Here is a 17,295-nt window from a genome sequence, read left to right as displayed (position 1 = left end):
TCGCCCCCCCGTGCCTGTTGCGGGTTGGGGGGGGTGCGGGGTTGGGGGGGCCCGCCGCGCCGCCGGGGGGGGGGCCGGGCCGCGGGTCCGGGGCGGGCCCCGGGCGGGGGGCGCGCGCCCCGGCCGTGGGCCGTGCGCGCACCCGTGCCACCGTCGCGGGCCGCGGCCCGTTCCCCCGGTCCCGTCCGCGTGCCCCCGCCGCCGCCCGCGTCCGGCTGCGCCGTTCCCGTGGCGGCAGCGCCCAGCAGCAGGTCGAGTCCACGCGCCGCCGCCATCGCGGCGGGGCCGGCGGGGGTGTGTTTGAGGCGGAGGTCGTAGGCCCAGACGGTCGCCGCCAGTCCGGTGGCGACCGCGAGGGCGGGCCGACCGGCTCGGGCGGCGAGCCCCAGCCCGGCGGCGGTCAGCACGCCCGCGGCGCCGAGGGCCGCGCCGGGGGCGATGCGGCCCGACGGAATCGGACGGTGCGGCCGGTCGAGGGCGTCCTCCTCCCGGTCGGCCCAGTCGTTGAGCGCCATGCCCGCCTCGTACAGGCAGAGCGAGGCGCCGGCGGCGAGGGCGGTGCCCCGGCCGGGGCGGCGACCGGTGGCCGCGGCACCGGCGAGGGCGTCTCCGGGGACGGTGAACAGGGCCGAGACGCGGAGCAGTTCCGCCCAGGCACGCGCGGTCACCGCTCCCCCCGCAGCGTGTCGGCGAGGGCCAGCAGTTCCCGGTACTGCTCGAAGAGTCCGGCCGGTCCGCCGTCCGGGTCCTTGAAGTAGAAGCCGAGACCGGGCAGCGGGCCGGTCAGGCCCCTTTCCCGGGCACGGGCCACCAGCCTGGCCAGGTCCAGCACCAAGGGGGCGGCGAGTGCCGAATCGCAGCCCTGCCAGGTCGTCTGGAGCACCATGCGGGCGCCGAGGAACCCGTCGAACGCGATGTGGTCCCAGGCCGTCTTCCAGTCGCCGAGTGCGGGCACGTCGTCGATGTGGACCTCGCCCTGGGGAACGACGCCCAGGTTCTCGGCGAGGACGCGTGCCTTGCCCGCGTTCTTGGCGGCCGCGGCGCCCGGGTCGGCCAGTGCCGCGCCGTCCCCGCCGCCGAGCAGATTGGTGCCCGACCAGGCCCGTACGGGCAGGGCTCGCTGAACGAACATCGGGGCGAGCACGGAGCGCAGCAGGGTCTGGCCGGTCTTGCCGTCGCGGCCCGCGTGCGGGAGTCCGCAGGCCGCGACGGTGTCCCGGAGCGCCGGGGCGCGCAGTCCGGTGGAGGGGGTGAAGTCGACGTACGGGCATCCGGCCCGCAGCGCCGCCGCGGCGTACAGCGAACTGGTGGGCAGTCGCGGGTCGTCGGGGGCCGGTGCGGGCTCGGTGGACGCGACGTTGACGACGACCGTCCCGGCCAGGTTGTTCCGGTGTGCGAAGTCCGTGAGGTCGGCGGCGAGGGCCGCGATGAGTTCCTCGTCGTCGCGGGTGTCGCCGGGCAGCGGGGCGCCGGGCCGTATCTCCGCGTCGGCGGCGGCGAGTTCGGCGTGGACCGCCGACGGCAGGCCGTGCGGCAGCACTCCCCCGGCGGCCAGGGCCTCGGCCCGTTTGGGCAGCGGGCAGTCGACGGTGTCGTGTCCCCCGAAGACGAGTGAGTCGAGGGCGGGGAGACCGGCGTCGGCGAACGGCGGTGTCTCGGTGACCATCCCGACCGCCGGGTGGAGCCCCGCCGCGACCGCCGCGCACCCCGCTGTCGCGGTGGTGGCGACGGAGCCGCGTGCTCCGATGAACCAGACTCCGGTACGTACGGCGGGTGATGACACGGGCTGCCTCCCTGGTTGGGGGTTCCGGCTGGGCCGAGCGGGTGGCGCTGCACGGGCGGAGGGCGTTGCCGGCGGGGTGCTCGGGGCGGACGGGGTGTCACCGGCTCCACCCGCCGCCCGCCGTGCCCCCGTCGGTCGTCGGTCGTCGGTCGTCGGCGGTGGGCCCGCGGCGGTCCGCCGCGGGCCCGGCCGGCGCCGCTATGCCTGGGGCAGTTCCTTCAGGCGGATGTTGCGGAACGACACGTGGTCGTCGGCGCCGTGGTTCTGGAGACCGATGTGGCCGTCGCGCAGGCTTCGCGCCGGATCGTTGTTGGTGAAGTCGTTGGTCCCGGCTCCGTCGAGGAAGACCAGGACGCGTTCGGCGGTGCGGTCCGGGGTGCTGTGGGTGAGTTCGAAGTCGTCCACGTCGTAGAGGGCTCCGTCGCCGCCCTTGAAGACGAGGAAGAGTTCGGTGGCCTTCCTGGGAACGTTGCGCAGCGGCACGTCGACGTCCTGGAAGGTCTCCCAGCCGCCGGTCACCGGTACCCGGGTGGAGCCCAGGACCGTGCCGGTCGCCGAGCCGGCCCGCACTTCGAGGAAGCCTCCGGCGCCGCCGGACGAGATGCGGGCGGTGAGCCTGTTGGAGTCGCCGAGGATGTACGGCGTGAAGGAGATCCAGTCGCCGTCGTGGATGTCGCCGACGGTCTTGCCGCCGTGGGCGGTCGCCTTCTCGTGGACCTTGATGCCGGACGAGGAGGTGTAGTGCTCGGCCTGGCGGTGCCGGGGCTGGAGCTGTGCCTGGTCGTGGCCGGACAGGGGTGCCTGGCCGCCGCCCCCGCCGTCCGTGTAGGAGGCGTCGATGACCCCGAAGATGTTGGCGTTGGGGTCGTGGCCGCCGTCCATGGCGGTCTTGATGGTGCCGGAACATCCGTTGACGGTGGTGATGGGGTGGCCGTGGCTGTCGTGGCCGAGGACGAAGCGGACCTCGACCGCGGAGCAGTCGATCGTGCCGTCCTCGGGATCGGTGACGGTCACCCGGAACGGGATGTCGTCGCCGAAGCTGAACAACTGCCCGTCACCGGGGAGTTTCAGTTCCACCTTCGGTGCCGTGTTGCCGACGGTGACGTGGACGCTCGCGGAGGCGGTCCGGCCGGTGGGGTCCTTGGCGGTGACGGTCGCCGTGTACGTGCCGTTCTTCCGGTACGTGTGGGCGGGGTCGGCGGCCGTCGAGGTGGCACCGTCGCCGAAGTCCCAGGCGTAGGTCAGGGGGTCGCCGTCGGGGTCGACGGTGCCCGCCGAGGAGAACCTCACCTTCAGCGGTGCCGTGCCGGAGGTCCTGTCGGAGGAGGCCACCGCGTTGGGCGAGCGTCCGCCCGCCGCGTTCTCGATCCGGTAGAGGCCGGAGTTCTCGTCGCCGCCGAACCACCCGGTGCCGTAGTCGAGGACGTACAGCGCCCCGTCGGGCCCGAAGGCCATGTCCATCACCTGGGTGCCGGTCCACGGAACGGGGTCGATGGAACGGACGGTGCCGTCGGTGTCGTGCGCGATGGCCTTGATCCAGCGTCGGCCGAACTCCCCGGCGAAGAACTTCCCGTCGTACGACTCGGGGAACTTCACGGGTGAGTCGAGCGCGGCGTCGTAGTGGTAGACCGGTCCGCCCATCGGGGACTCGGACCCGGTGCCGAACTCGGGCACGGAGCCGCCGTCGTAGGGGATCCACGCGGGCTGGGCGGGCGGCAGGTCGACGAGTCCGGTGTTGTGCGGGGAGGTGTTCCTCGGGGCCGCGCAGTCGAAGGGTTCGCCGGATGTCTTCGTCGCGAAGTCGTAGTCGACGTAGGCATCGTTGGCGCCGGTGCAGAACGGCCAGCCGAAGTTGCCCGGTCCGGTCACGCGCGCGAACTCGACCTGTCCGGCCGGGCCGCGCTTCGGGTCGGCGGCGCCCGCGTCCGGGCCGTAGTCACCGACGTAGAGGATGCCGGTGGCCTTGTCGACGGAGAAGCGGAACGGGTTGCGGAAGCCCATCGCGTAGATCTCGGGACGAGTCTTCTCCGTGCCCGGCGCGAAGAGGTTGCCGTCGGGGACGGTGTACGAGCCGTCCTCCGCGACCTTGATCCTCAGGATCTTGCCGCGCAGGTCGTTGGTGTTGCCGGCGCTTCGGCGGGCATCGAACGCCGGGTTGCGGTCCGGGCGTTCGTCGATCGGCGTGTATCCGTCGGAGGCGAAGGGGTTGGAGTCGTCACCGGTCGACAAGTACAGGTTGCCCCGGGCGTCGAAGTCGATGTCGCCGCCGACGTGGCAGCACATGCCGCGCGAGGTCGGGATGTCGAGGATCTTCTTCTCGCTGGCGTTGTCGAGGGTGCCGTCCTCCCTGAGGACGAATCGGGAGAGGCGGTTCACCCCGTCGAACTCCGCGAAGTCCGCAGCGGTGCCGTTCTCGGGGGCGTCGCCCGCCGGGGTGCCGAGCGGGGGCGCGTAGTAGAGGTAGACGGCCCGGTTCTTCTCGAATTCGGGGTCGACGGCGATGCCCTGGAGGCCCTCCTCGTCGTGCGAGTACACGGGCACGGTCCCCACGACACGGGTGTTGCCACCGCTGTCGGTGAGGCGCAGCTCGCCGGTGCGCGAGGTGTGCAGCACGCTGCGGTCGGGGAGGACGGCGAGGGTCATGGGTTCGCCGGTCTCCGCGGCGCCCTTGGCGAGGGTGACCTGTTGGAGGTCGTCGGCGGCGGGCGACGGTGCGGGGCCGGCCGCCGCCGCTCCCGGGGTGGCGGCCAGGGCGAGGGTGGCGGCCGTCAGCAGGCCGCCGGTGAGCAGGGCGAGGATTCCGCGGACGCGGAGCCGTGTCCTGTCCCGGTTTCTGGCTCTGGTTCGGTGCACGAGTGTCCTCCGGAGAGTGCCGGTTGTACGGGCGAGTTCTGCCGTGCTGCGCGGGGACTGCCGCGCGGGTCGTCCGGGGCCGGTGGGGCACCTGCGACCCATTTATGTCATGTACACACCTCGGACGGTAGACCGGTTCGTCCGGAACGGAAAGACCTTGTGCAAGGACCCTGACGAACTTTTTCCCGTGGCAGGACAAAGCAGGGTGCGGGCAGGGTTGGCCGCCGGGCGAGCGAGGCCCGCTCACCCGCTCGGCGGCCACCGGGCACGGCCCCGGCGCGACGGCCACCGACGACCTGCGGGGCCATGGCGAGCGGGCGCCCCGGACCGTCGGCGCCGGGGCGCGAACCGCCCGCGTCCGCCCGCCCGGGGCCCGCCGCCGAAGGCGCCCCGGACCGCCGTCAGTCGCCGCCCCCGAACGCCGCGTCGAAGGACGCGGACGGCGGCTCGAAGTCGTACCGCTTCAGCGTGGCGAGCGCCTCCGGCGCCCCCGCCAGACGGTCCATCCCCGCGTCCTCCCACTCCACCGACACCGGCCCGTCGTAGCCGATGGACCGGAGCATCCGGAACACGTCCTCCCACGGCACCTCGCCGTGCCCGGCGGAGACGAAGTCCCAGCCGCGCCGCGGGTCGCCCCAGGGCAGGTGGGAGCCCAGCCGGCCGTTGCGGCCGTCCAGCCGCCTGCGCGCCTCCTTGCAGTCCACGTGGTAGATCCGGTCCCGGAAGTCGTACAGGAAGCCGACCGGGTCGAGGTCCTGCCACACGAAGTGGCTCGGGTCGAAGTTCAGCCCGAACGCGGCCCGGTGGCCGACGGCCTCCAGCGCCCGGTGCGTGGTCCAGTAGTCGTACGCGATCTCGCCGGGATGCACCTCGTGGGCGAACCGCACGCCCTCGGCGTCGAAGACGTCGAGGATCGGGTTCCAGCGCTCGGCGAAGTCCTCGTAGCCGCGCTCGACCATGTGCGGCGGTACCGGGGGGAACATCGCGACGAGGTGCCAGATCGAGGACCCGGTGAAACCGACGACCGTGCGCACTCCGAAGGCGGCGGCCGCGCGTGCGGTGTCCTTGATCTCCTCGGCGGCACGCCTGCGCACCCCCTCGGGCTCGCCGTCGCCCCAGATCCGGGCGGGCAGGATGCCCCGGTGCCGCTCGTCGATGGGGTGGTCGCAGACGGCCTGGCCGACCAGATGGTTGGAGATGGCCCGGCACGTCAGCCCGTGGGAGTCGAGCAACTCCCGTCGGCCGTCCAGGTAGCCGGGGTCGGACAGGGCCTTGTCGACCTCGAAGTGGTCGCCCCAGCAGGCGAGTTCGAGCCCGTCGTAGCCGAAGTCGCGGGCGAGGCGGCAGACCTCCTCCAGCGGCAGGTCGGCCCATTGGCCGGTGAACAGGGTGAAGGGACGGGGCATGTGCGGGACCTCCTGGGGTCTTTCGTTTGGATCGGGCCGGATCAGGGAGCGGGGTCCGGTGCGTGCAGCTGCAAGGCGGAGGAGGGAGTCACTGCGGAGCATTGGCGACCGACGACAACGCCGCAGGTGTGCGTGCCGGGCGCCGCGAGCCCGGCATGGTCCAAACGAGAGGCCCTAATGAGGCACGGGGGTGTGTACGGAGTTCTTCTCGGCGCTCTCCTCCACCGCGGCGAGCACCCGCTGCACCTGGAGCCCGTCGGCGAACGACGGTGCGGGCACGGTCCCTTCGGCGATCGCCCGCACCAGGTCGCCGGCCTGGTGGACGAAGGTGTGCTCATAGCCGAGGGCGTGTCCCGGCGGCCACCACGCCTCCAGATAGGGGTGCTGGGGCTCGGTGACGAGGACGCGCCGGAACCCGGCCGTGGCAGCGGGCTCGGTGTGGTCGTGGAAGGACAGTTCGTTGAGCCGCTCCAGGTCGAAGGCGAGCGAGCCGCGCTCCCCGTTGATCTCCAGGCGCAGGGCGTTCTTCCGCCCGGCCGCCATCCGGGTCGCCTCGAAGGAGGCGAGCGCCCCGGAGGCGAGCCGGCCGGTGAACAGGGTCGCGTCGTCCACGCTCACCGTTCCGTGCCGGGCCTGTGCGGCGGTCGGGGAGAGTCCGGCCGGCGGGCGGGCGGGCAGCGGTCGGCGCGTCACGAACGTCCGGCTGACCGCCGACACCCCGACCAGCAACTCCCCCGCCAGGTACTGGGCCAGGTCGACGATGTGCGCCCCGAGGTCGCCGAGCGCCCCGGAGCCGGCGCGCTCCCGTTGCAGCCGCCAGGTGAGCGGTGCGCCGGGGTCGACGAGCCAGTCCTGGAGGTAGGCGGCACGGACGTGCCGCAGGGTGCCGAGGCGGCCCTCGGCGATCAGTTTCCTGGCGTGGGCGATCGCGGGGACCCTGCGGTAGTTGAAGCCCACCATCGCCACCTGGCCGCGGGCCGCGGCCCGTTCGGCGGCGCGGGCCATGGCCTCGGCCTCGGCGACCGTGTTGGCGAGCGGCTTCTCGCACAGCACGTGCTTGCCCGCCTCCAGGGCGGCGATCGCGATCTCGGCGTGGCTGTCGCCGGGGGTGCAGATGTCGACGAGCTGCACGTCGTCCCGGGCGACGAGGGCCCGCCAGTCGCTCTCCGCCGCCGCCCAGCCGTGCCGGGCCGCCGCCTTCTCGACGGCGGCCCGGTCCCGTCCGCAGATCGCGGCGAGCGCCGGTCTCATCGGCAGATCGAAGACGTGTCCGGCCGTGCGCCACCCCTGTGAGTGGGCCGCGCCCATGAACGCGTATCCGACCATGCCGATGCCGAGTGCCGGGGCGTTCGGCATCGGCCGGTACGTCGGCGGCGCGGCGGCCTCCTGTGCCGTCTCTTCCCTTCGGGCCATCCGGGCTTCCTCCTCGTCGGTCGTTCGTCGGATGCGGCGGCGGGGTCGGCGCCCCTTCCGCGGGCGGCTCAGCTGAAGCCCGTCGGCAGGTACTGGTCGACGTTCTCCTTGGTCACCACGGCCGAGTAGAGGGTGAGGTTGGTCGGGATCTCCAGCTCGGCCAGGCCGCCGACGCCCCTGCCCTGGGCGAGGGCACGGGCCAGGTCGATCGCGGAGGCGGCCATCGTCGGCGGGTAGAGGACGGTGGCCTTCAGCACGCTGTCGTCGGCCTTGATGGCCTCCATCGCGGACTTGGCCCCCGCGCCGCCGACCATCAGGAACTCGTCGCGGCCGGCCTGCTGGATGGCCCGCAGCGCACCGACCCCCTGGTCGTCGTCGTGGTTCCACAGGGCGTCGATGCGCTTCTGCGCCTGGAGCAGCTGGGCCGTCTTCGCCTGCCCCGACTCCACGGTGAACTCGGCGGCCTGACGGGCCACCAGCTCGATGCCGGGGTAGTTCTTCAGCGCGTCGGCGAACCCCTGGCTGCGCTGCTTGGTGAGTTCCAGGTTGTCGATGCCCGCCAGTTCGACGACCTTGGCCCCCGCCCTGCCCTTCAGCCGCTCGCCGATGTACGTGCCGGCGTTGAGCCCCATGCCGTAGTTGTCGCCGCCGACCCAGCAGCGGTAGGCCTGCGGTGAGGCGAAGATCCGGTCCAGGTTGACCACCGGGATGCCGGCCCGCATGGCCTCCAGGCCGACCTGGGTAAGGGCTTTGCCGTCGGCCGGGAGGACGACGAGGACGTCGACCTTCTTGTTGATGAGGGTCTTGACCTGGCCGATCTGGGCTGCCGTGTCGTTGGAGCCCTCGGTGGTCTCCAACGACACGTCGGCGTACTTTCCGGCCCGTGACCTGGCGTTCTCGTTGATGGCGTTGAGCCAGCCGTGGTCGGCCTGCGGGCCGGCGAAACCGATCGTGACGTGTTTGCCGGGCTTGTCGTCGGCACCGCCCTCGCCACTGCTCGGCGCGGCGTTCCGGCCCGTGGGCTCATTGCTGGTGCAGGCGGTGAGCAGGGCGCCCGCGGAGACGGCCGCGGTGCCGAGGAGCAGTCCTCTGCGACTGGTTTCTGGCATGGCTGTCCAACCCTTCGTCCGGTGCGTGGCGTGTCGTACGGGGTTCGGGAGGTGGCACGTCGTACGGGGAACGGGGCGGCGGGACGGGACCCGGGGGCGTGCCCGCCGGATCAGGTCCCGCCCTGCGTCGAGGTCCGGCGCTGGACCAGGACCGCGGCGACGATGATCGCGCCCTTGGCGATCTGCTGGACGTCGCTCTGGAGGTTGTTGAGCGCGAAGATGTTGGTGATGGTGGTGAAGACGAGGACGCCGAGCACGGAACCGACGATGGTGCCGCGTCCGCCGCTGAGCAGCGTGCCGCCGATGATGGCCGCGGCGATGGCGTCCAGCTCGTACAGGTTGCCGTTGGTGTTCTGCCCCGAGCCGGACAGGACGACGAGCATGAAGGCGGCGATGCCGCAGCAGAGTCCGGACAGGAGGTAGAGCAGGAGCCGCTGCCGTCGTACGTCGATGCCGGCCAGCCGGGCCGCCTCCGCGTTGCCGCCGATCGCGACCGTGCGGCGTCCGAAGGTGGTGCGGTTCAGCACCAGCCAGCCGACGACGGTCACCGCGGCGAACATGATGACCAGCGGTGGAACGCCGAGGACGTACGAGTCGGGCAGCCCCAGGTCGAGGACCGGCTGGACGGTGACGAGCTGGGTTCTGCCGTCGGTGATCTGGAGTGCGAGTCCGCGGGCGGAGGCGAGCATCGCCAGCGTCGCGATGAACGGCACCATCCGCCCGTACGCGATGAGCAGCCCGTTCACCAGGCCCGCTCCGAGCCCCACGACCACGGCCGTGAACAGGATGCCCGCGAAGCCGTACTCCTGCGTGGCGACGGTGGTCGCCCAGACCGAGGCGAGGGCGACCATCGCACCGACCGACAGGTCGATGCCGCCGCTGGTGATGACGAACGTCATCCCCACGGTCACGACGCCGATGACGGACGACTGGGTCAGGACCAGCTGGAGGTTCCCGGTGTCCAGGAATACGTCGGGCTCGGTGAATCCTCCGACGGCGACCAGGACGACGAGGACACCGAGGAGCGACAGGTTGCGGACGTCCGCGCGCAGGCCGAGCCGGCGCGGGGGCCGGTCCTGCTTCTGCCGATGCGTGTGCGGCGAGGGGCCGGAACCGTGGTCCGGCCCGTACTGCCGCGCCGGGGGGACGGGTTGCGTCATGACGGGCTCCCTTCCATCACCAGGTCGAGTACGCGGTGCTCGTCGAGCTCCGCGGCGTCCGCCGTGTGCACGACGCGCCCCTCGCGCAGTACCAGCACGCGGTCGGCGAGCCCCAGCACCTCGGGCACCTCGCTGGAGACCAGCAGGACGGCAAGGCCCTCGTCGGCAAGTCGGCGGATCACGGCATACAGCTCGGCGCGGGCGCCGACGTCGACACCGCGGGTCGGTTCGTCGAGCAGCAGGACCCGGCAGCCGCGCAGCAGCCAGCGCGCCAGGACCGCCTTCTGCTGGTTGCCGCCGGAGAGTGTGCGGACGGGGGCGTCCGGGGCGTCGGGGCGCAGCGAGAGCTCGCGGGTGGCGGCGCGGGCCGCGCGTCGCTCGGCCCCGCGGTCCAGCCATCCGCCCCGGGCGAAGCGGGACAACGAGGAGACGGAGACGTTGCGGGTGACGGATTCGAGCATCAGCAGCGCCTGCGCCTTGCGTTCCTCGGGCGCGAGCCCGATCCCTGCCGCGACGGCGGCGCGGACGCTGCCGGGGCGCAGCGGCCGGCCGGCCACGACGACCCGTCCGGTGCTCGCCCTGCGGGCCCCGTAGACGGTCTCCAGGATCTCGGACCGGCCCGAGCCGACGAGTCCGGCCAGACCGACGATCTCACCGGGTCTCAACTCCAGGTCCAGCGGCGCGAATTCGCCTTTCCTGGCCAGCCCCTCGATCTTCAGCACCGGCTCCGCCGCCGCTCCCGGGCCGCTCGTGGGGCGCGGCGGGAAGACGTACGCGACGTCCCGGCCGGTCATCATGGCAACGATGTCGCGCGTCGGGGTGGATTTGGCGGGCAGCCCCGCCGCGACGGCCCGGCCGTCCTTGAGCACGGTCACCCGGTCACCGATCCGGCGGATCTCCTCCAACCGGTGGGAGATGTACACGACGGCCACCCCGTCGGCGGTGAGGGCGGTGACGACGCGGAACAGGTTGTCGACCTCGTCGGGGTCGAGCGCCGCGGACGGTTCGTCCATCACGATGAGCCGCACGTCGTGGGAGAGTGCCCGCGCCATGGAGACGATCTGCTGCTGGGCCGCGGACAGTTCGCCGACCTCGCGCGCCGGGTCGATCTCCGGGTGCCCGAGGCGCCTCAGCAGTGCGGCGGCGGCCTCGCGGCCCGCGCGGGCGCGGACGACGAAGCGGGCGGTGGTGGGTTCGTGGCCGAGGAAGACGTTCTCGGCCACGGACAGGCCCCGGACCAGGTCGAGTTCCTGGTAGATGGTGGCGATGCCCAGGCGCATGGCCGCGACGGGGGACCTGAGATCGACCGGTTCGCCGCGCCAGGTGATCGCCCCGTCGTCGGGCCGATGGGCCCCGGCGAGCACCTTGATCAGCGTGGACTTGCCGGCGCCGTTCTGCCCGAGCAGGCAGTGGACCTCGCCGGCCCGGACCTCCAGGTCGACACCGTCGAGGGCGCGGACTCCGGGGAACGACTTGGTGATGCCGGACATGGTGAGCAGGGGTGGTTCTGGTGCCATGACGAATCCCCTCGGCGAATGGGGCCTCCCCGGCTCGTGCGCAGCCGGGAACACGGGAGGGCCGGTGAGCGGGCAGGGCGTTACCGGGGTGCGGTGGTGCTGCGGTGGGTCGTTCGTCGGGCTCTGGTGCCGTTCGCTGGGCACGGATGCGCAAACGCGCCGCCGGCCCCTGGGGTCAGGCCGGGGAGAACAGGTGGTCGCTGATGAGCCGGGCGGCGCCGATCACTCCGGCGGCGTGGCCCAGCTCACCGAGCACGATGGGGAGGTTGCCGGTGGCGAGCGGCAGGGACTGCCGGTAGACCTGGGTCCGGACGCTGGCCAGCAGCGTGTGCCCGAGGCCGGTCACCCCGCCGCCGATCACCACCAGGCCGGGATTGAAGAAGCTGACGAGTCCCGCGATGACCTGCCCCAGCCGGTTCCCTCCGGTGCGGATCAGGTCGAGCGAGGTGGCGTCGCCCGCGGCAGCGGCGGCGGCCACGTCGGCGGCGGTGAGCCTCCCGGCCGCCTCCAGTCGGGCGGCGAGCTCCGCCGACCTCCCGGAGCGCGCCGCCTCCTCGGCGTCGCGGGCGAGCGCGGCCCCGCTGAAGTGCGCCTCCAGGCAGCCCCGGTTGCCGCAGGCGCAGGCACGCCCCTCGGGTTCCACCCGGATGTGGCCGATGTCGCCCGCGCTGCCGGTCGTCCCGCGGTGGACGTCGCCCCCGACGACGATCCCGCAGCCGATGCCCGTACCGATCTTGACGCAGAGGAAGTCGCCGACCGAGCGGGCGACGCCGGCATGCTGCTCCCCCATCGCCATCAGGTTCACGTCGTTGTCGACCATGACGGGGCAGCCCAGTTCCTGGCTGAGCACCTCGCGGACCGGGAAGCCGTCCCAGCCGGGCATGATCGGCGGTGCGACCGGCACACCCTCGGGGAAACGGACCGGTCCGGGCACGCCGATGCCCGCGCCGTCGAAGCCCTCGGCGAGACCGGTGGCCCGGAGCTTGGCCGCCATGGCCAGCACCTGTTCGAAGATGACGACGGGGCCCTCGCGCACGTCGACGGGGTGGTTGAGGTGGCCGAGAACCTCCAGTTCGGCGTTGGTGACGGCCACGTCGATGGACGTGGCGCCGATGTCGACGCCGAGGAAGCGCAGTTGCGGGGCAAGCCGGATGTTGTGGGAGCGGCGCCCGCCGCGGGAGGCGGCGAGTCCGTCGGCCACGACGAGTCCGGTCTCCAGCAGCCGGTCGACCTCGACGGCGAGCTTGGAACGCGACAGGTCGACCCGGTCCCCGAGTTGGGCGCGTGAATGGGGGCCGCTGTCGCGCAACAGCCGGAGCAGTCGCGCCTGGTGGGCGTTGGCGGGTCGTGCCGTCATGCGTCTCACGCGCCCCTCCCCGCCTCATCGGCCTGTCCGTTCGGGCTTTCGAGGGGAAAGTAGCAGCGGTTGCCGGGAGTGGGAAGAAGTTGCGCAGGAATCCACCGCAACTTTCTCCACACCCAGGACAAAGCAGCCGGGACCGATGTCCGGGGCGCCGCCCGCGAACGGCGCCCCGGGGGCACTGACGGGCCCTCAGGGGCAGCGGATCACCTGGCCCGCGTACGAGAGGTTCCCGCCGAAGGCGAAGAGCAGGACCGGGGCACCGGTGTGCACCTCGCCGCGTTCCACGAGCTTGGACAGGGCCATCGGGACGGAGGCCGCCGATGTGTTGCCGGACTCCACCACGTCCCGCGCGATGACGGCGTTGACCGCGCCGATCTTCCTGGCGACGGGCTCGATGATCCTCAGATTGGCCTGGTGCAGCACTACCGCTCCCAGTTCCTCCGGGGCGACACCTGCCCGCTCGCACACCTTGCGGGCGATGGGCGGGAGTTGCGTGGTGGCCCATCGGTACACGGACTGTCCCTCCTGGGCGAAGCGCGGGGGCGTCCCCTCGATCCGTACCGCGTTGCCCATCCGGGGCACCGAGCCCCACAGCACGGGGCCCACTCCCGGCCGGTCCGCGCCGTCCCGGTCCGCGACGACCACCGCGGCACCGGCGCCGTCGCCGACCAGCACGCAGGTGCTGCGGTCGGTCCAGTCCGCGACGTCCCCCATCTTGTCGGCGCCGATCACCAGGACGCGCTCGGCGGCGCCGGCCCTGATCGCGTGGTCGGCCGTGGCGAGGGCGTGGGTGAAGCCGGAGCACACCACGTTGATGTCCATCACGGCCGGCGAGTCCATGCCGAGGCGGGCGGCGACCCGTGCCGACATGCTCGGCGAGCGGTCGACCGCGGTGGAGGTGGCGACCAGGACCATGTCGACCTCGGCGGGCCTCAGGCCCGCCGAGGCGAGCGCCTTGGCAGCCGCGTGGGCGGCGAGTTCGTCCACCGGCTCATCGGGGCCCCCGACGTGGCGGGTCCTGATGCCGACACGGCTGGTGATCCACTCGTCGCTGGTGTCGACCATGGCCGCCAGGTCTTCGTTGGTGAGCACCCTGGCGGGCTGATAGTGGCCGAGCGCCACGACACGTGAGCCGGTCATGAACAGGTTCCCCTCGCTACGTATGGCAGGAACCATCCAGTCTTGGCCGCTACCGCCCGGTACGGGGGCACGTGTTCCCACAGGAATGGCACGCGGTCCTTGGAGGTTTGGCATCAGCTCCGCCCAACGGCACCCCGGGCACCTGCCCGGGACCGCCCCGCCCGGCGCACACCCCGCACGAGCGAGGTGGCACACTCCAGGGGCGGATCGGGCAGCAGAAGCAGCGGACGCAGAACGGGCAGATGGGCGTGGGCGGCGCAGGCCGCCCCGCCCACGACGAGAATCGGGTTCACGGCTATGGGACGGGTCACCGAGCGCCGGCGCACCATCCGCATCCGGGACGGCGCGGTCTCCGCACGCCCCGACACCCTCGTCGCCGAGGAGCCGCTGGAGATCCGGCTGAACGGCAGGCCGCTCGCCATCACGATGCGGACCCCGGGCGACGACTTCGCGCTGGCGGCGGGCTTCCTGGTGAGCGAGGGCGTCGTCGGCGACGGATCCGAGGTGCAGTCGATCGTCTACTGCGCCGGGGCCACCGCGGACGGCGCGAACACGTACAACGTGGTGGACGTGCGGCTCGCCCCCGGCGTCGAGGTCCCCGACATCACGCTCGAACGCAATGTCTACACCACGTCGTCGTGCGGGCTGTGCGGCAGGGCGAGCCTCGACGCGGTCCGTACCACGACCCGGCACCCGGTCTCCGACGCTCCCCCGTTGCGGATCGAACCGGCCCTGCTCTCCGCCCTGCCCGACCGGCTGCGCGCCGCTCAACGGGTCTTCGACCGGACCGGGGGCCTGCACGCCGCCGCGCTGTTCACCGAGGAGGGCGAGCTCGTCGACGTCCGGGAGGACGTCGGCCGGCACAACGCCGTGGACAAGCTGGTCGGTCGCGCCCTCACCGACCGGCGGCTGCCACTGTCCCGGGCGATCCTGCTGGTGTCGGGACGAGCCTCGTTCGAGCTGGCCCAGAAAGCCGTGATGGCCGGGATCCCGATGCTCGCGGCGGTCTCGGCGCCGTCGTCGCTCGCCGTCGACCTGGCGGCCGAGACCGGGCTCACCCTGGTCGGCTTCCTGCGCGGCCCGTCCATGAACGTGTACGCGGGCGAGCACCGCGTCGCATGGGAGACCGTCGCCGACCGGGGCTGACCCGCTCGGCCCGGCCCGTTCCGCACGAGCCCGTCCGCCCGGCGCGTCCGCCCGGCCCCGGGCGGACACCCCCGTGCCCGCCGCCCGTCCCGCCGAATCACCGCACCGGCCCGTCGCGGCTTCAGCCCGCCGGCACGGATTCCCCGGCCGTCGCACCGCCCGCCCGGCGGCATTCCTCGCGGTCCTCCGGCGGGGGCACGGGCGCCCCGGGCCGTCCCGGCTCCGTCTCCGCATCGCGCGAACGGCGCTTGGCCAGGACCGCGCACACCATCAGCTGCATCTGGTGGAAGAGCATCAGCGGGAGCACGGCGAGGGACGCCTGCGCCCCGAAGATCACACTCGCCATCGGCAGCCCGGAGGCCAGGCTCTTCTTCGACCCGGCGAACTGGATGGCGATCCGGTCCTCCCGGCCGAAACCGAGCCGCTTCGCCCCGTACCAGGTCAGCGCGAGCATCGACGCGAGCAGCAGCGCCTCGGCGCCGAGCAGCGCACCGAGCCGGACCGGGGTGACCTGGTGCCAGATGCCCGCGACCATGCCCTCGCTGAACGCCGTGTAGACGACGAGCAGGATCGATCCCCGGTCGACGAGGCCGAGCACCTTCTTGTGGCGGGTGAGGAAGCCGCCGATCCAGCGGCGCAGCAGCTGCCCGGCCACGAACGGCAGCAGCAGCTGGACGCCGATCCTCAGCAGCGCCTCCGCCGAGAAGCCGCCGCCGTCGTCGCCCAGCAGGGCGGCGGCGAGCAGCGGGGTGAGGAAGATGCCCGCGATCGAGGAGAAGGAGCCCGCGCAGATCGCCGCGGGCACGTTGCCCCGGGCGATCGAGGTGAAGGCGATCGACGACTGGACGGTCGAGGGGACGAGGCACAGGAAGAGGAAGCCGCTGTGGAGCTGCGGCGTCAGCACGTACGGCACGAGCGCCCCGCCCGCCAGCCCGAGCAGCGGGAACACCAGGAAGGTGCAGGCCAGCACCGTGAGGTGGAGCCGCCAGTGCCGCAGCCCGTCGAGCGCCTCGGCGGTGGACAGGCGGGCGCCGTACAGGAAGAAGAGCAGGGCGACGGCCCCGGTCGAGGCACCGCCGGCCACGTCCGCGACGGCCCCGGAAGCGGGCAGTATCGCCGCGACCAGGACCGTGCCGATCAGCACCAGGACGTACGGGTCGACCGGCAGCCGGGACGGCAGCCTGGGGATGCGGCGGCTCATGTGCTCCACGCGTTCTCGTCGGTTCCGATCGTGCCGTCCCATCCTGCGCCCGATCAAGGCGATCGGGAATCCCGTACACCGCACTCACTGTCATCATGATCCGCGATATCCTCGACCCCGTGTACGAACCCGCACAGCTGAGGACCTTTCTCGCCGTCGCCCAGACGCTGAGCTTCACCCGGGCGGCGGACCGGCTCGGGGTGCGGCAGTCCACGGTGAGTCAGCACGTGCGGCGTCTGGAGGACGCGACGGGGCGGCAGCTGTTCAGCCGCGACACCCACCGGGTCGAGCTGACCCAGGACGGTGAGGCCATGCTCGGTTTCGCCCGGACCATACTGGAGGCCCACGAGCGGGCCGCCGCCTTCTTCGCCGGGACGCGGCTGCGGGGGCGGCTGCGGTTCGGGGCGTCCGAGGACTTCGTGCTGACCAGGCTGCCGGAGATCCTGGAGTCGTTCCGCCGCGATCACCCGGAGGTCGAGCTGGAGCTGACGGTCGAGCTCTCCGGGACGCTGCACCAGCGGCTGGCGGCGGGCCGGCTGGACCTGGTGCTCGCCAAGCGGCGCGTCGGCGACGCGCACGGGGAGCTGGTCTGGCGGGACGCGCTGACCTGGATCGGCGCACCACGGCTCCGGATCGATCCGGACCGCCCGGTTCCGCTGGTGCTCTTCCCGCCGCCCGGCATCACCCGGGCCCGCGCCCTGGAGGTTCTGGAGGAGCACGGCAGGCCCTGGCGGATCGCCTGTACGAGCACGAGCCTCAGCGGACTCGTCGCGGCGGCGCGGGCCGGACTCGGCGTGATGGCACACAGCCGCGGCATGGTCCCGCCCGGCCTGATGCCGCTGCCGCCCCGGTCCGGCCTGCCCGATCTGGGCGATGTGGACTTCGTGCTGCTGCACGGCCGCCACCGCGGCCGGTCGCAGGAGGCCGCGGACGCCCTGGCGGCGGCGATCCTGACGGGCGCCGACCGGCTGCTCCGCGGTGCCGACGCGAGCGGCGCGATCCTCGGCGGGGACGCGGGCTGACTCGGGCCGCGCCGGACGCTTCGCGCCCGAGCGGGACCAGCCCCCAGACATCCGCCGTATCCACCACACCCGTCGCATGCGCCGCATCCGCCCCGAACCCGCGTGATCGCGGCGTACAGATTCGGTGGAGATTCGGGCGCGGGCCCGTTGCGCCGGTGTGCCACCCGCGCCCTCCCCCTGCC

Annotated in this window: 12 protein-coding genes and 1 pseudogene; 2 read left to right on the top strand and 11 right to left on the bottom strand. The window is 72.9% G+C overall.

The annotated features are described in order from the left end of the window. The 10 genes and pseudogenes from ACFC79_RS10405 to ACFC79_RS10360 form a co-directional block, all read right to left on the bottom strand. Window positions 1-668: UbiA family prenyltransferase (locus tag ACFC79_RS10405; RefSeq protein WP_376237750.1), on the bottom strand; the 668-nt coding region annotated here is incomplete at its 3' end. Next, window positions 665-1,783 carry an inositol-3-phosphate synthase gene (locus tag ACFC79_RS10400; protein WP_376237747.1) on the bottom strand — a complete coding sequence of 373 codons (1,119 nt, stop codon included), beginning with the start codon at window positions 1,781-1,783 and terminating at the stop codon, window positions 665-667. The genes ACFC79_RS10400 and ACFC79_RS10405, both read right to left, overlap by 4 nt. Before the next feature lie 237 nt (window positions 1,784-2,020). Beyond that, a pseudogene (locus ACFC79_RS10395) lies at window positions 2,021-4,636 on the bottom strand (PQQ-dependent sugar dehydrogenase); the annotation flags it as partial. Between the two features lie 401 nt (window positions 4,637-5,037). Further along, a complete protein-coding gene (locus ACFC79_RS10390) occupies window positions 5,038-6,042 on the bottom strand; it encodes a sugar phosphate isomerase/epimerase family protein (RefSeq protein WP_376237745.1) in 1,005 nt (334 codons plus the stop codon). A gap of 174 nt (window positions 6,043-6,216) precedes the next feature. Beyond that, window positions 6,217-7,455, bottom strand: coding sequence for a Gfo/Idh/MocA family protein (locus tag ACFC79_RS10385; protein WP_376237742.1), 1,239 nt, complete (start codon window positions 7,453-7,455; stop codon window positions 6,217-6,219). A 68-nt stretch (window positions 7,456-7,523) separates the two neighbouring features. Next, window positions 7,524-8,564 (bottom strand): substrate-binding domain-containing protein, encoded by a 1,041-nt coding sequence (locus ACFC79_RS10380; protein ID WP_376237739.1) that lies wholly within the window; start codon window positions 8,562-8,564, stop codon window positions 7,524-7,526. A 110-nt stretch (window positions 8,565-8,674) separates the two neighbouring features. Then, window positions 8,675-9,724 carry an ABC transporter permease gene (locus tag ACFC79_RS10375; protein WP_376237737.1) on the bottom strand — a complete coding sequence of 350 codons (1,050 nt, stop codon included), beginning with the start codon at window positions 9,722-9,724 and terminating at the stop codon, window positions 8,675-8,677. Further along, complete coding sequence (locus tag ACFC79_RS10370; RefSeq protein WP_376237735.1) at window positions 9,721-11,241, bottom strand: sugar ABC transporter ATP-binding protein; 1,521 nt, start codon at window positions 11,239-11,241, stop codon at window positions 9,721-9,723. Before ACFC79_RS10370 ends, ACFC79_RS10375 begins: the two co-directional genes overlap by 4 nt. Before the next feature lie 175 nt (window positions 11,242-11,416). Further along, a complete protein-coding gene (locus ACFC79_RS10365) occupies window positions 11,417-12,598 on the bottom strand; it encodes an ROK family protein (protein WP_376237733.1) in 1,182 nt (393 codons plus the stop codon). Window positions 12,599-12,793: 195 nt separating this feature from the next. Next, window positions 12,794-13,744, bottom strand: coding sequence for a beta-ketoacyl-ACP synthase III (locus ACFC79_RS10360; RefSeq protein ID WP_376237730.1), 951 nt, complete (start codon window positions 13,742-13,744; stop codon window positions 12,794-12,796). A gap of 297 nt (window positions 13,745-14,041) precedes the next feature. On the opposite strand from ACFC79_RS10360, the gene fdhD reads away from it, so the two are divergent. Further along, a complete protein-coding gene (gene fdhD, locus ACFC79_RS10355; RefSeq protein WP_376237728.1) occupies window positions 14,042-14,890 on the top strand; it encodes a formate dehydrogenase accessory sulfurtransferase FdhD in 849 nt (282 codons plus the stop codon). Window positions 14,891-15,011: 121 nt separating this feature from the next. Here the strand turns inward: fdhD and ACFC79_RS10350 are convergent, their stop codons facing one another. Further along, on the bottom strand, window positions 15,012-16,091 hold the full coding sequence (locus ACFC79_RS10350) for a bile acid:sodium symporter family protein (protein WP_376237725.1): 1,080 nt from the start codon (window positions 16,089-16,091) through the stop codon (window positions 15,012-15,014). A 95-nt stretch (window positions 16,092-16,186) separates the two neighbouring features. On the opposite strand from ACFC79_RS10350, the gene ACFC79_RS10345 reads away from it, so the two are divergent. Then, a complete protein-coding gene (locus tag ACFC79_RS10345; RefSeq protein WP_376237722.1) occupies window positions 16,187-17,113 on the top strand; it encodes a LysR substrate-binding domain-containing protein in 927 nt (308 codons plus the stop codon). The last annotated feature ends 182 nt before the right edge of the window (window positions 17,114-17,295 follow it).

It is taken from the genome of Streptomyces sp. NPDC056061 (assembly GCF_042266885.1).
Taxonomy (GTDB): Bacteria; Actinomycetota; Actinomycetes; order Streptomycetales; family Streptomycetaceae; genus Streptomyces.
This window is presented reverse-complemented; position numbering and strand designations above follow the sequence as displayed.